The sequence below is a fragment of the Paenibacillus sp. S150 genome, from assembly GCF_019352175.1.
GTDB lineage: Bacteria > Bacillota > Bacilli > Paenibacillales > Paenibacillaceae > Paenibacillus_AQ.
The window spans coordinates 215,511-230,780 of sequence record NZ_JACBYI010000001.1; the positions used below are offsets into that span (position 1 = coordinate 215,511).

General features: G+C 55.0%; 13 protein-coding genes. 1 reads left to right on the forward strand and 12 read right to left on the reverse strand.

From position 1 onward, the window contains the following. Positions 1-20: 20 nt before the first annotated feature. The 12 genes from HYD27_RS00825 to HYD27_RS00880 form a co-directional block, all read right to left on the reverse strand. Positions 21-647: an SGNH/GDSL hydrolase family protein gene (locus HYD27_RS00825; RefSeq protein ID WP_219210400.1), complete on the reverse strand. Its 627-nt coding sequence runs from the start codon at positions 645-647 to the stop codon at positions 21-23. A 7-nt stretch (positions 648-654) separates the two neighbouring features. Further along, complete coding sequence (locus HYD27_RS00830; protein WP_219210401.1) at positions 655-1,713, reverse strand: glycoside hydrolase family 130 protein; 1,059 nt, start codon at positions 1,711-1,713, stop codon at positions 655-657. 13 nt (positions 1,714-1,726) lie between these two features. Beyond that, complete coding sequence (locus HYD27_RS00835) at positions 1,727-3,118, reverse strand: sialate O-acetylesterase (protein WP_219210404.1); 1,392 nt, start codon at positions 3,116-3,118, stop codon at positions 1,727-1,729. Positions 3,119-3,137: 19 nt separating this feature from the next. Then, entirely contained in the window at positions 3,138-4,082 is a 945-nt protein-coding gene (locus HYD27_RS00840) for a DUF1861 family protein (protein ID WP_219210406.1), read from the reverse strand. A 207-nt stretch (positions 4,083-4,289) separates the two neighbouring features. After that, positions 4,290-5,336: a response regulator transcription factor gene (locus HYD27_RS00845; protein WP_219210407.1), complete on the reverse strand. Its 1,047-nt coding sequence runs from the start codon at positions 5,334-5,336 to the stop codon at positions 4,290-4,292. After that, a complete protein-coding gene (locus tag HYD27_RS00850) occupies positions 5,333-7,087 on the reverse strand; it encodes a sensor histidine kinase (RefSeq protein ID WP_219210409.1) in 1,755 nt (584 codons plus the stop codon). Before HYD27_RS00850 ends, HYD27_RS00845 begins: the two co-directional genes overlap by 4 nt. 210 nt (positions 7,088-7,297) lie before the next feature. After that, the gene (locus tag HYD27_RS00855) at positions 7,298-8,923 is read right to left on the reverse strand and encodes a hypothetical protein (protein WP_219210411.1); all 1,626 of its coding nucleotides are present in this window, start codon (positions 8,921-8,923) and stop codon (positions 7,298-7,300) included. A 39-nt stretch (positions 8,924-8,962) separates the two neighbouring features. Continuing rightward, on the reverse strand, positions 8,963-10,627 hold the full coding sequence (locus HYD27_RS00860) for an extracellular solute-binding protein (RefSeq protein ID WP_219210413.1): 1,665 nt from the start codon (positions 10,625-10,627) through the stop codon (positions 8,963-8,965). Positions 10,628-10,721: 94 nt separating this feature from the next. Then, positions 10,722-11,603, reverse strand: a complete 882-nt coding sequence (locus HYD27_RS00865; protein ID WP_219210415.1) for a carbohydrate ABC transporter permease — start codon at positions 11,601-11,603, stop codon at positions 10,722-10,724. 15 nt (positions 11,604-11,618) lie between these two features. Continuing rightward, positions 11,619-12,548 (reverse strand): ABC transporter permease, encoded by a 930-nt coding sequence (locus HYD27_RS00870; RefSeq protein ID WP_219210417.1) that lies wholly within the window; start codon positions 12,546-12,548, stop codon positions 11,619-11,621. A gap of 216 nt (positions 12,549-12,764) precedes the next feature. Continuing rightward, positions 12,765-14,417 (reverse strand): extracellular solute-binding protein, encoded by a 1,653-nt coding sequence (locus HYD27_RS00875; protein ID WP_219210419.1) that lies wholly within the window; start codon positions 14,415-14,417, stop codon positions 12,765-12,767. 121 nt (positions 14,418-14,538) lie between these two features. Then, positions 14,539-14,673, reverse strand: a complete 135-nt coding sequence (locus tag HYD27_RS00880; RefSeq protein WP_219211076.1) for a hypothetical protein — start codon at positions 14,671-14,673, stop codon at positions 14,539-14,541. Between the two features lie 263 nt (positions 14,674-14,936). On the opposite strand from HYD27_RS00880, the gene HYD27_RS32840 reads away from it, so the two are divergent. Then, positions 14,937-15,227, forward strand: coding sequence for a hypothetical protein (locus HYD27_RS32840; protein ID WP_375373884.1), 291 nt, complete (start codon positions 14,937-14,939; stop codon positions 15,225-15,227). Positions 15,228-15,270 lie beyond the last annotated feature (43 nt).

The following is a 15,270-nucleotide window of genomic DNA, read 5'->3' on the forward strand; positions in this document are numbered from 1 at the left end:
GAGATTGGCTTACACTGCAGTTAAGCTCCCACTGCCTTCAGCCAGGCTTCGGCGATCAGGCCGTTGCCCGCCGCAGTAGGATGGACGCCGTCCAGCGACCAATATTCCGGCCCGGTCCCGCTGGCCGCTGCCGTGAATAACCCGTCGAGCGGAACATAGGGCAGGCCGAATTCTCCCGCAAGCTGGCGTACCGCCTGGATCTTCGGGTCCAAATCCTCACGCCATGCCCTCTGCTCTTCCCGGACGGGAAGCAGGAACGGCTCAACGAGAACCATATTTGCGTCTAATCGGTCCTTGGTGACGGTCAGGAGGTTCCGGTATAGCGTATAGAACTCTTCGGTGCTCAGCGGATTATTCTCGTCGTAGCGTCTCCAGGTGTCATTGATGCCCACGAAGATGGACACAAGGGTAGGCTTCAGATCGAGGCAATCCTTCTGCCATCTGCGCGTCAGATCAGGGACGCGGTCTCCTCCCACGCCCCGGTTGAGAAAGGTGACGTTGTTGTCCGGATGCTTGAAGCCGTACTGGGCGGCGATTACCTGGGCGTACCCGATCCCGAGGTCTGAGCCGTCCTCCTGGCGGCGCCAGTTCTCCGTGATGCTGTCTCCCTGGAACAATACAATGCCGTTTTTGCCGATAAGGGCCATCGTTCATTCACTCCTTGGTCTGTGTTTGGATAAGCTTTGCTGTAATGGAAGAAACGGACAGCTCCGCATAGCCGATGCTGGTGTCGCTTGCCCCGTAGTACATTTTGATCAGGCCGTCCTCCTGCAGGGCCCCGCACGGGAAGATGACGTTGCCGAAGAACCCTTCCATCTCGTATTCGGCCTCCGGGGACATCAGCGGCAGCTCGCTGCGCGCGATGACTCTCCAGGGCTCGTTCTTGTCCAGCAATAAAGCCCCGATAGAGTACTTATTGTCCCGGTCCGCGCCGTGGTAAATTTCCAGCCAGCCCTCGCCGGTCTCCAGCGGCACCAGGCTGGCGCCGATCCGGCCGCCGTCCCATTGCCCTTCGCGCACGCCGATCAGCTGCCGGTGATTGCCCCATTGCAGCAGATCGGAGGATTCGGCGATCCAGATTTCCGGCTGGCCGTAATGGGAGCAGGAAGGCCGGTGAAGGGCATAATATTTGCCCGCGATGAGCCGTGGAAACAAGACAACGTCTTTGTTGTCCGGATGAAACAGATTGCCGTGCCGCTTAAAGCCCGCAAAGTCTGTGGTAGAAATCATCGAGGCGCAAATACCATACTCGGATATGGCGGAATAGGTGATATAGTACGTACCGCCGATTTGCGTAATCCGCGGATCTTCGATTCCATAGCTCTCATATTTCGTCTCCGGCATTATTGTCGGCTTGTCATCTATGCGGAAATGAACGCCGCCGCCGCTTCGCGCCACTCTGAAATGGGAGATCGAGGTCAAATAATTCCGCTCTGTCGTCTTGACGACCCGGGGATCGGAGAAGTCGTATTCGGGTTTTCTGGGAATCTCCTGCATGGTGATTTCATTCCGGCCGGCATCGTACAGCGGGGTCAAATACACCGCAGGGTCCCGGCTGACCGGCCGTTCCGCCACGCGGAGCATGAGGATGACTTCATTGCCAAGACGCGCGGCCCCGGCATTGAATACACCGATTACTTCCATCGCTGGATTGGAGGGACGGACATCCTCCGGCCTTATAATCGGGTTAAGCTCCGATCTGTACAGTTCCATAGTCTGAACACTCCTATTCTTTCGTTACGGCTACATTGTAGAAACAAAGCATGGGCAGATGGGAATCCAGGTCGAAGGGGGCAAACACGGAAGGATTCTGCTCGAAGCAGCCGTGGATTCGGGCCGCACCGGCGATCTCCCTGCCCAGCCGGAGCTCCAGATTGCCGTCATTGCCGTGCTCGAAGCCATCCACGGCTACCGCTCCCGCTTCATCCTCCAGATGAAACGGAAAGAGATGCTTCACCGTGTCATACATCTCCAGCCTGGTATTCACATGATCGAATGTCAGCTTTACCCTCCGGTCTTCGGTCTGCACCGCTTGCCTGATATTAGGAGCGTGGCAGTAAACCGCCCGCCGTCCGTACAGCTCCCACAGCGCGACGTTGGCCAGCCGCTCCCCGAGCATCAGATTGGATGGCGAATCGTTATGAATTGCATCCGACAAGGTGCAGTCAATTGAAGGCACGATGTAGACGTTATTGAGGAGCAGCGGTGCCTGCCGCTGAGCTTCCCGGACTTGTCCCCAATGACGGTCCGCTGTCTCGTCGGCACGTTCCGTTAGCCGGTTGAGCTGGACCGTTAACACCGGCAGCAGCGAATCCCCCAGATCGTTCCGCAAATTCGCGATAAACCGGACAAACCGCTCCAAGTAATCATCTCCCAGCCCCAGCGCCGCATCCGAGCAGCCCTGATGCCAGAGGATGCCGCTCACGCGGCAATGCCCGCCCTGCGACTTGACAATCTCCAGCAGATTCCGGTAGAGAGCGCCTTCCTCATCCGGATTCCATTCGCCGAGCCGCGAGCCGCCCGCCGCCGTCTGAATCAGGCCGACCGGATACCCCAGCTCCCGCTTGAGATGGCGGGCAAAGCTGAGGTAAGGCGAATGCCCGCCGTTGCTTCCTTCGCGGTTCGCCTCATGCACTGTGCCGGTCGATTCATTCAGCGGATGCGAAGCGATATCCCAGGTTCCTCTGTTCCGGAGCAGGTGTATGCCAAGCTCCGGAGGATCGTATATGGGATCTCTTCCGAAGCCGGAGGAATTGCTCTGGCCCGCAATGACGAACACGTCGCCTACGCCCACATGATGGATCATATCGCCGCGCAGCGCCCACTCGAACGGGTTGCCGTCATGGCTCAGGCAGGTTTCGATCCGGTACAGGCCGCCGGCGGGAACGCCTGACAAGACAATGCTCCACCTCCGGCCGTCATCTTCCTGATGGCATCTTGTCCACGGCACAATGACGGTGCTTGAATCCTCCCGGACAATCCTGGCACACACTTCAGGGCGGCTGAGCGGCTCGTTATGGTCCCAGGTGCCGGACACAGGAATGTCGGCATAGCCGTCCGTCTGCTGGATAATACTCCAATCGGCAGGCCCGTTCTCAATCATGGCCCCAATTTGCATCTGCGGACCACCTCCCTCCCTAATGCTGCTCATATTCCAGAAAAGGATCAGGTATCAGAATTCTGCAGGCTTCGGCATCGCTGGCCCCGACATACAGCTCGGCCATTCCTCCGGCCTTCCGCACCAGGCCGCCGCTGAAGATGACATCCGCCAGACCGGCCCGCTTGTACTCCCCCTCCGGGAAATCTGCACGCCGGGCGATGATCTTCACCGGTGTCCGCTCCAGCGTATCCGGGTCGAAGGCGAAGGTGATTGCATAATAATGCCGGCTGCCCCTGCCGTCGAAGGAAGCGATATGGCCCAGCACGCCGACCCGGCCGCCTTCCAGCAGATGCGGCTCATTGGCCCCTCCCCATTCCTCCCGGGTGAACTGGTTCTCAAACAGCGGGGCTGCCGCGATGTCTTCCGGCGTAATGTCCGCAAGCGAGCGCGCTTTATAGAAGCCGATGCTGCCCCTGCCGCCCTTGAACCCCTGCGGTCTCGTCAGCACGCCAATCTCTCCGCCTGCCAGCTCGATGAGGCGCAGATCCTTCATCTGATAAGGCCCCCTGAGAAACAATTCAAGGCTGGCGATATCCTTGCCGCGGTAGAATTGGGTAATCCAGGATACGATGTGCTCCGGATACAGCGGATCGGGAATAACCCGCACGCCCCCGAAGATAAGCTCCCCGTTGATCCGGGTGAAGAACGGGTCCTGCAGCTCATAGGAGGGATAATCGGGATGCGGCACCCAGGCCTCCTGCTCCTCCCGGAAAAAAACGACCTCGGAATATTCCGTCTCCCGGCTCTCCACACGTCCGGCAATAATCAGCCCTCCCCGGTCGGTGAAGGGTGCGGTAATGTTGTATACGTCCTTTCCGCCCGTTCCTTCAAAGCGAAGCTTAATCCCTTTACGGGCGTTCCCCTTTCCATATTGCCCCAGTAACGATGAGGTAGTCTGGATATTGTTTTGTCCGAATTGCATAAAGTGCCTCCACCCGGTTTGCAAGCAAACCTTCTCTGATTTGAAAATGACTTTCCGGTGATTTAATCATACGCCGGGCAGATTCCGGGACGGGATAGAGGCATTTGCCGGAATTGCAGGATTTTTTTATCCGCCGGAGGCGGCCAGCACAAAAAAAAGCCCCCTCCGGCAAAATTCTCTCCTGCCGGAGGGGCCAATCGCGGATATTTAACCTTTCCGGCTCTGCAAGCGGTACTCGGACGGCGCGATCCCGTTCTTCATGCGGAAGATCTTGCCGAAGTACTTCTCATCCTGGAAGCCCGACTGCTCCGCAATCTGGTAGACCGGATAATTCGTGGTATGCAGCAGATGCTGGGCCAGCCTGATATTGCGGTCCTGCATATAGTTCACGAACGATATGCCCACAATCTCCTTGAAGCATTTGCTGAAATAGCTGATGCTCATATTGATGGCCTTGCAGATATCACTCTGGCTTAATTTATTGCCTTCATGCCGGCTGATGATATCCAGGGAGCGGATGATTGAATCGATCACATCCTCCGAGTGCATCGTGTCGCGCAGCAGCCTCATCGCCTCCCGGCGGTAGGAAGACAGCCAGCCCTTGAGATCGGCGAACGAGTCCATATCCGCAAGCTCCGGTTCCCCGGACTGCAGCTTCTCAAGCACCGGACAGATCAGGCTCCAGTTCCGGTGCGCGGAAGCTGCGTGATCCCTCCACTCGGAGAGGCTCAGGCGCTCCTCGGAGCGGAGCATCAATTCCTCAAATTCCGTGTCCTTCACCAGCCAGGACAGTCCCTTCCATCGCTGGAACAGCTCTTCCTTCTGCGTGGAAGCCTGGGTTTCCTGCAGCTTCTCACGTTCCTCGGCTGCAGCGGTCTGGTGAATCTGCGTCGATACCCTGCCGAGCAGCGCATCGACGGATTGATCGTCAAACTGTGTTTTTACCATATAATCCATGGCTCCAAGCCTGAGCGCCTGCTGCAGATAATCAAAATCCTGGTGGCAGGTCAAGACGACGGTGCGGACCTTCGGATGCTTATCCCTCAGCACGCGGATGAAATCAAGTCCGTTCATGCCCGGCATGGAGATGTCCGTGAATACGAGATCAACATCCTGGCTGCCTATCGCAGGGAGCGCTTCTTCTGCGGAGGAGGCATCGCCTACCAGCTGCATCCCGTACCGCGCGAACGGGAGTATACTGATGATGCCTCTGCGGACAAGCGGCTCGTCTTCCACCAGATACACCTTGATCATGAGAATCCCTCTCTTTCTAAGGTTGCCGGTATGCGGATGGTAATCACCGTGCCTTCGCCAATTTTGCTGTCAATGGTCATTCCGGCCCCGCCGCCATAGTATACCTCCAGCATTTTCCGCACGTATCCAAGTCCAATGCCCATTCCCGCCTTCTCGCCCTTGTCTGCATTCAGGAGCTCGTTCATTCGTTCCTCCGAAATCCCGTTCCCCTCGTCGGCCACCGTGAGCAGTATTCCCGCCGCTGTCCGGCGCACGGTTACGCTGATGGAGCCTTGATCGCTCTGCAGTCCGTGGTACAGCGCATTCTCCACGAGCGGCTGAAGCACAAATCGCGGAATGGGAACCGCTTCAATCTCCGGGTCCAGCTCCACAGGAATATTGAACCGGTGGTCATAGCGGATATTCTGCAGCTCGATATAATCCTGAAGCGCATCAATCTCTTCCCGGATGGTTACGATCATATTGTTCTTTTTCAGATTATAGTGCAGCACCCGCGTGAAGACCTTGACCAGCTCGAAGATATCCTTCTGGCCCTTCTCCAGTGCAAGGAACTGAATCGTATTAAGCGTGTTGTGCAGAAAATGCGGATTGATCTGGGACATCAGCTTCTCCACTTCAAGCTCCGCTTTGCGGCGCTCCTTGGTCTCCACCTCGGCGAGCAGTCCGCTGACCTTCTCCCGCATCGCCTGAAAGCTGTTGAACAGGGAATTGAATTCCAGCAGGCGGGTGCGCAGCTGGGGCAGTTCCTTCTGATTATAGCTGAACAGCTTGATCTCCTTGTTCATATGATTTAAGGGGCGGTATACCATCCGCCAGATAAACAACACGGTCATGACCGTGAGCGCCAGCGACAGAAGAGCCGTAAATAGAAACTGGATCTGCCACTGGTTCAATTCTTTCGTATACACGCTCTGCGGAATCAGAAACAGCTCCTTCCAGCCGTTCACCCCTTCCGCCGAGAAGAACTTATAGGACTGGAGCCGGCTGTCTCCCGCCTTAAGCAAGGTTCCCGCCGGGATCTCCTCCGCTTGCGAGAACAGCACCTTATCCGCCGGATCGACCAGCAGCTGCTTAATGGAAGCGCCGGTATCCTCCGAGGACAGCTTGATGTCCGGGGCAAACCGGGTCTCCAGATAAATATAGAACTCATTTCCGAGACTGTGTTCGATTTTGCGGGTGAGCGAGAAGACCTCTTCGGAATGGCCCACAAATACGGAAGGATGCGGCCCCTGGTAGGAGAGCTGATTGGCCACATACAGTGTAGGAAATAAGTCTCCCATGAAATTCTCCTTCGAGAACTCGCCCTGCATCGGGGCGGATTCGAATTGGAACGGAGCTTCGCTGTCCGGAAAATAGAAGAACAGACCGTTGACCGTAGGACTGGAAAAAATAATATTGGTCAGCGACTTATCGATGGCGAGATACTGCTCCGTCTTCTGTACCGGATCATTGTTCTGCAGGTACTCGATGACATCATCCCCCATTCCCCCATCGACCACCAGCAACTGCGAGACACTGCTCAGGTTGGCGAACACCTTCTCCAGGGAATCCTTGCGCGTATTCACCATCGACTGATAATTGGAGCTGATTTTCTCCTCCTGCGCCTTGTACATCCAGTAATAGGAAGTGAACCCAATCAGAACAATGGGCGTGACCGTAACGATTACGAGCAGAATCCATAACCGCCCTTTCAGCGTATCCGGCCAAAAGAGCTTACGCCACAGCCGCTTCTCCACCATCCTCATCCCCATCGCCAATCCCCCCGGAACCTATATTATACAATCGCCGGGCGGAGAGGCGTTACCTGCTCATTTGTTGCCATACGCGTGTTTTTTTGTCCGCGCTGCCTCTGAATTCCCATTCCCCGTGTACGGCCAGTATAACATGATAGCGTTATCATCCATAGACAAGAGGGCATTCCAGTTATTCACTGGAATGCCCCCGGAGGCTCCGCAGCAGCCCTAAGCTCCGGTCTGATAATCAATGACAATTCCGTTGCAGCGCCTGGTCCCGTCTTCGTCCGTCAGGGTTCCATCCTCCGGAATGATAACCGCCAGCACCGCCGAAGACGGGGGCAGCTCCAGCTGGCATGCATCGCCGGGAAGCAGCCTGTGCGCCGCCGCGTCGTAGATCCGGCAGTCCGCCGCGCCTTGCAGCAAGGTCACAGTGACAGGCTCGCTAAACGGATTGAAATACAGATAGGTCGGGAAGGCTTCCTCCCGGTAATAATCCGTGCGCAGGCAATCCAGCTGCAGAATGCCCTCCACTTCCGTCTTTGCGATGATTCCGCCGAAGAAGCCGACATGTGAGGAACCGTATAAGCCAAGATCAGTTCCGCCCCAGCTGTAACGGATCGGATCGCCCGTGGCGTACGGGCTCTGGTAATCCCACCACTTGCGCAGCCCTTCGTAGGCAATCACATCGTCTTCGTCCGGAACGTAGAACGCGCAGGACTGCTGCTTGCCGGGCAGGAAGGTCGGGTAGAACAGCCTCGCCGCGTTCGCGGCATTCAGCATCCATTTCCCGATATCGCGGGCGAACCGGCTGTCGTAGCGTACGAGCGGCACCAGCGCAGCGGCCAGGGAGAACGTATTGGCAGCGAACGCATAGCCGCTGCGCTCCGGATCATAGTCGGCTCCGGCATTCTCCCGCACAGCATCCCAGCGCTGCCCCCAGTCCGTAAGGCTGCCGCACAGGCCGTGGCAATCATAACCGCCCCACCGCTCGGCCACCACGCCCCAGCCGGGGCGGCAGGCGCTGTCCCCGTCGAAGCACCAGTTGACCAGCTTCAGCAGATCGAAGCTTGCGCCGTATTGCGCGTTCATTCTGGCGGCGGCATAGGCGCCGTAAGGCAGCAGGATTTCATAGAACGGATTCTCTTCCCGCCGCTCCAGCGACAGCAGGCATTCTTCTGCCGCCTGAAGCCTCTCCTGCCCGCTCCAGCGGATATAGGCCATCAGCTCAAGCCAGGCGACACCGGCCGCCCCCTCCGGTTCCTTCCATCTTCCGTTGTCTACCGGCTGCATCGTCCCGAAGCTGAAGGCGAGATGATTGAAGTCCGGCAGGCCGGAAGCGTCCTTCAGCGCCCGGCAGGCCGACAGCCATTGATCTGCGGTCTCCAGCATAATATCATCAAGTCTGCCCGCACCGGGATAATAATAGGCCAGTGAATAGAGCAGGATATGCGGATAGATCTCGTACCAGAACGTCCTGCCGGATCTCAAATCCGTGCGGTTAAGGAATAATCGCTCCCCGTTATCCGTATTGAAGTATGCCTCAAGCATAGTCACGCGGTCGGCCCCGCCCGCTCTTTTGTCCAGTCCGGCCAGCGTTGCCCCGAGTACCGCCGCGGCCGTATTGACCGCCTCGTGCCGGTCCCCTTCCCGTTTCATTCCGAGATAAGAGGGCAGACCGAAGGTTCCGGGCACACCGTTGCGCCCGGTTAAATCCCGCCAGATCAGGGGGAAGAAGTCCCCCTGGCGGCGCTCGTCGAATACCAGCCCATCATATTGTATGCTCACTCGCTTCCAGTCCCGCATGAGATAGGGGCCGGGCATATCCGGCATATTCTGAACTTTGGTGATCATCGCGGCAAGCCTATCCTCCTTTGGCAAATAGCCTGTAAACTATTGAATGGGGTTGGCATCCAGATAGGTCTGAACCTGTTGTTTCACTTCGGCTTTAATGGTCTCAATATCTGCCTGAAGCTTCTTGTTGCTCTCCCATTTCTGCTGCAGCTTCTGCAGCCCTGCTGTAGGATTCTCCACCATCCCCAGGGTATAGCTCAGCTGCTCGGTTGAGATGTTGGCGAAATCCGGGTTGGCCAGCTGGCCCTTGACCGGGTCCTGGTTGAAGGCGAAGCCCGTAAGCGCCGATTTCACGAAGCTCTTCCCGTCCGCCACATAACGGTAGTAGTCGACCAGCTCATCCGGTACATCTGCCGGCAGGCGGATATAAGTCGGGTTGTTCGTCAGAAGATAGCCGGAGAAGTTATAGTTCTGTCCGAGGTCAATGCCTTCCGGGTACGTGAATTTATCCTCGCCCACGGCCTCCCAGTTGGTTCCTTCGATACCAAGCTCGAACAGATCATGATTGGCCTGGCTTTCGAACAGCCAGTTGATGAAGGACATCGCCCGGTCCGCGTTGGCGGACGACTGCGGAATGCAGAGGAAATTCCAGTAACGGAAATCACTGATCCAGGCCGGATTAGGCTGTACTTTATCACGGACGGATTTCTGGTACAGGTAGACACCGAGCTGCGCATCGGGATTTCCGGCCAGCAGCTCGGAGTTCAGGGTCGAGAAGTTCGACAAGCCTTCCGACATGGCTGCAGCCTTGCCTGCGGTGAAGGTTCCTCTCGCATCCTTGCGGACAATCGGTTCCTTCTCGATATAGCCTTTGTCATGCCATTCACGGATGGTCTCGAAGGTTGAATAATCCTTCACATTCAGCGGTGCCGGAAAATTGGCGATGCTCTCCGCCTTGTCGCCCGTCATGCTGATATCCGTCACCTTGTTGTCCTTAATGATCAGGGTAGACGTTACATTCGGCCCGAGCAGCAGATCCCATGCCCCCAGCTCCGGCTTATTGGGAAGATCCTTCTGGCCGTCGATGATTCCGCTTGCCCCGTAGGTGCCGTCGTTCTTAATGACAAACGGAATCACATTCTTGTCGTTCTTGAGTACGTTGTCGAAATAAGCCAGCAGCTCCTCATGATTCTTGATGTCAGACATGCCGTATTTGGCGGCAAAATCCTTCCGGTAATAAATCGCGCCGATATCTCCGAGATATTGGCCAAGCGGCACGCCGTAGGTATGCAGCTGACCGTCAGTGCCGGTGAATTTGTTGTTGTTCAGAATCTTGTCGCCGAAGGCCTTCTTCAGCCCCGGATAGCTGTCATTATTGAAATAGGAGTCCAGATTGATATAGTTGTCCTGGGCAATGAACGCATTCATATTCATCCACGGCGCATCGAAGGCGATATCGACCTGCTCTCCCGCAGCCAGCTTCAGCTTCAGCTTGTTGACATAGTCGGCTTGCGGCGTGAACGTTACATTCAGCTTCAAATTGAGCGTATCCTTGGTCTGCTGCTCAAATTCGGCAACAATATTATCGAACTGCTTGGGCTTGTCACCCCACAGCATCACATTCAGCGTCATTTCTTCCGGCTTCGTATCCGCTGCCGTCGGTTCCGCCGTATTGCCTCCGTTATTGCTGCCGCCGCAGCCGCTCATCACCGACATCAGCATGACGATGGCAAGCGCCGTAACTATTTTCTTTTTCTTGTTCATTTTCAACCCTCCCGTGAATTTATGGCTCTACTCTATGTCAATCGGCACTATGTCAATAAGCACACCGGCCGAGACTGACCCTTGCAGTTGGTTGCTACCCTTTAACGGCTCCCACCTTCAGGCCGCCCACGAAGTAGCGCTGGAGGAACGGATACAGGAAGATAATCGGCCCCACGGTTACAATCGCCGTCGCCAGGCGGACGGTATACGCCGGTGCGACTTGACTGGTCGATTGCGCGCCGGCTACGGCAATGTTCTGCGCCATGTCCACATTGCGGATAATCTGCATGATGATGTATTGCAGCGAGAACAGATCGGGGTTATCGATATACAGCATTGCGGGCGTCCAGGACGACCAGTAGCCCAGGGCATAAAACAGGCCGATGGTAGCCAGTGCAGGCAGCGACAGCGGAAGTACAATGGACCTTAGAATACGGCTTTCCCCCGCCCCCTCCAGCTTGGCTGACTCGAACAGCTCCTTCGGGATGTCATTGAAGAAATTGCGCATCAGGAACAGGTTCCAGGGCGACAGCAGCGCCGGCAGAATGTACACCCAGATGGAGTTCTGCAGATGCAAATATTTGGTTGTCAGAATGTAGCTGGAGACCATCCCCCCGCTGAACAGCATGGTGAAGTAGAAGAACATCGCAATATGGGGCGCGTAGTACAGCCTCCGGCCGGATAGCGCATAGGCAGCCATGCTGGTAATGACCAGACTGAGGAACGTCCCGGTAACAGTAACGAAGATAGTGACCGAATAAGCGCGGGGAATCGTACTCGTCGTGAAGATGGCCTTATAGGCCGAAACGGACCATACGCTCGGGAACAGCTTGTATCCGTCCCGGAGCAGCGTCGATTCATCCGTCAGCGAGCTTGCCAGAACAAGCAGGAAGGGATAGAGGCACGCTGCCGCGAACACGGCGATGAATACGTAGAAGAACACACTCATCCATTTGTCATGGATTGAATTTTTCATATATAAGCCCTCTCCTTAAAATAAAGCCGAATCTTTATCGAGCTTCCCTGCAAGCTTGTTGGCAACCATCACAATGATGAATCCGACAACCGACTGATACAGGGCAATCGCCTGGGTCATTCCCAGAGAGCCTACCGTGCGCAGCGAGCGGAATACGTAAGTGTCAATGGTATCGGTTGTCGGGAACAGCAGGGAATTATCGCCGATCAGGGAAAAGATCATTTCGAGATTGCCGCCGAAAATATTGCCGAGACTCAGCAGGAAAAGCATGGAGATGGTGCTCTTCAGCAGCGGCAGCGTGATGCGGAAGATGCTCTGGAACCTGGAGGCACCGTCGATTCTGGCCGCCTCATACAGCTCCTTGTCGATCCCGACAATGGCCGCCATATAGACGATCGCGCCGAATCCGGCCGTTTTCCACAAATTCATAATGACGAAGATCGGAGGCCAGACTCCCGCATCGGTGTAGAAGCTGATCGGCTGCATGCCCAGAAAGTCCATCAGCTTGTTGATCACTCCTGTATCCGCGCTGAAGAAGGTGACAGCGAACAGCCCGATAATCGGCCAGGAGATGAAATTGGGCAGGATCATCACCGATTGCATCGTTCTTACCGCAGCGTTCTTGCCAAGCTCGGTCAGCATAACCGCCAGGGTGAGCGACATTACCGTGCCTGTTATGATGAACAGGATGTTGAAGACCACCGTATGCCCGGTGATGACAATCCAGTTCTGTCCCCTGAAGAAGAATTCAAAATTGCTGAGTCCGACCCATTCGCTATGAAAGATTCCCTTAAGGGGGTTGAAGTCCTGAAAGGCGATAGAAATGCCGATGAGCGGCAGGTAAGCGAATACAATACTGAACAGTACGGCAGGTATCATCAGCATATACAGATATTTATTGCGCAGCAGATCCCGGGGGCCCTGGAACCGGATGGCCGGTTTCATATTCTGTCACTCCTTCCATAGTTGTTTCTTCCCGGTGAAGATCCGGGGATGTACCTTTATTATATTTTTCGAAAGCGCTTTCCTGTTACCTGACGGGTTATCGGGATACGGGGGTTATTTTCGCCTGCAGCTGTCCGCACACAAAAAAACCAGCCAACCAGACGAAGAATTCACTCCGTCCGGTCAGCCGGCCTGGGGATTGCCCGAGTCCATGCCTTACTTGTGGTCTGAATAGTCTTGAAGCTGCTTCCTCAGCTCCGCTTTGATCGCCCGGATGTCCTGCTGCAAGTCTTCATCCGCTTCACGGCTCTGCCGCAGCTCCGCGTAGCTTGCGGCCGGATGATCCACCATTGCCAGCTCATAGGCAAGATCCTCGGTCCGGATGCGGGCGAATGCCGGGTTGGCCAGCTCCTGTTGAACAGGAGCCTGGTTGAACACGAAATCGGCAAACGGAGACTGGTAATAGGACTTCTCATCGGCCTGATACAGGTAATATTCGATCAGCTCCTCGGGCACATTCGCCGACAGGCGGATATAATTCGGATTCCAGGTCATCAGATACCCGGGGAACGTATAGTTCTGGCTGATGTCGATATCTTCAGGCAGCGCATATTTGTCATTGCCGACAGGATTCCAGTGCTTCCCGGGAATACCCAGCTCGAACAGGTCATGATGATCCTGGCTGGCAAACAGCCAGTCCAGGAACGAGATGGCACTCTCCTTATGCGCCGAAGCCTCCGGCAGGCACAGGTAATTCCACGCGCGTGAATTGACGGGCAGAAGATCATTCGGCTGCATCCTGTCCCGCACCTTGCTCTGGACAATAAAAATGCCCAGCTCCGCATCAGACACACCGGCCTTCAACTGGGCATTAATCGTTTCGAAATTGGACACCCCTTCAATCATCGCCGCAGCTTTGCCGGAGGTGAACCAGTCGCGGGCATATTTGCGGACAATCGGCTCCTGCTCGATGTAGCCCTTGTCATGCCATTCCCGTACAGCGGCAAGCCAGGAATCGTCATAGTGGTCGAACGGCTGCGGAAAATCTGCCAGCGACTCCTCCTTTTCCCCTGTCAACGACACACCCCTGATTTGATGATCCTCCAGGAATACGGACGCGGACACAGAAGGCCCCAGCTGCAAGTCCCATATGCCGGCTTCCAGTCTGCTGGGGCTGTCCTGATTGCCCCTGATCAACTCGTTCGCCCCGTAGCTTCCGTCATTCTTCATCACAAAAGGAATGAGGCTCTTGTCATTCGCAAGCACGCCGTCGAAAAAAGCAAGCAAATCCGAATAGGTCTCAATAGACGGCAGACCATATTTTTCAGCCAAATCCTTGCGGTAATATAATGTGCTCAGCTCACCCAGATACTGGCTTAGCGGCAGACCGTAGGAGTGAAGCTGTCCGTCCGGTCCGGTGATTGTATTGTTGTCCAGATACATGCTGCTGAAGGCCCGCTTCAGCCCCGGATAGTCGTCGCTCCCCAAATACGGGTCGAGATTGGCATAGCTGCCCTCCGCGATGAAGGTGTTCATGTTCATCCACGGCGCATCAAAGGCTATATCAACCTGTTCGCCTGCAGCAAGCTTCAGCTTCAGCTTGTTCACATAATCCGCCTGCGGCGTGAATGTGATGTTCAGCTTCAGATGGAGCGTATCCATTGTCTGCCGCTCGAATTCGGCCACCACCTCGTCGAACTGCTTGGGCTTGTCTCCCCAGAGCATAATATTTAAGGTTACTGGCTCTGCCTCTTTCGGCTGCTGATTGCTGCCGGCATTCCTGTCAGAGCTATAACAGGCAGTGAGCAGGCTGCCGCTTAGAATCATCAATAACGAGAGCAGAGATGCGCGTGCTTTGAACTTCTTCATAGGCAGCCCTCCAATTCTAATTGCATGCGCTTTCATTCTTCACCAGTATAGCATGAAACGGCCTGACGGCAATTCTCCCGGTCACTCACTGCCCACATTGTGGAACCAAACTCAGGCGGCATCACAACGCTTCGAATAAAATTGCAGCGACGCTCGAAGGCATTATTGAAGTTCTGTACAGCTTATTAATTGAATTTCGACTAAGACCTGATTTCTCTATTAATTTGGTAATGTCGTCTATCCGATGTTCAGCCATTAGAATTCGTAAATTGCTTTTCAACAAAAGGTTCCCCTCCAACTATTATGTATGATAATTGCAGACAACTATTGAATTCATAGAGTTATGAGCGCTCCATCTAGCTACAGGGATTTAAAGATGCACTGTATCTCTTCAATGAACTACAGATTTCTTCACAAGCTTAATTCGATCCTTTATTTACATTAACCTGCATGGCACCTCATTCACGTTCGAGGGATTAACCCCGAAATCATGTCCCGTCTCATGCATGAAAAAAAGCTATACCGGCAAACCAAACTGGAAACTGTGTTTTCGTCGGATACGATCAAAATGGAGTTCCTAAGTACTGTTCGATGAGAGGTTGCAACCCAAATCGTCCCTTTAAACAGGATCGAATACACTCAGATAAAAGCTGCCCCTTTCACATCCCTGGTAGCGACAACAGTAAGCTGGTTTATGTATGTGAATTCACCATCGGCGCCATGAGCCATGCCACCCTCTCCAAGCTGAACGAACTGAACTGGCGAGCAGATCATCGTATCTCAAATGGGGGGGCAAAAAAAGAAAGCTAAACATATATTGCTATGGGAAAACGATAGACTGCCAATTACTAAG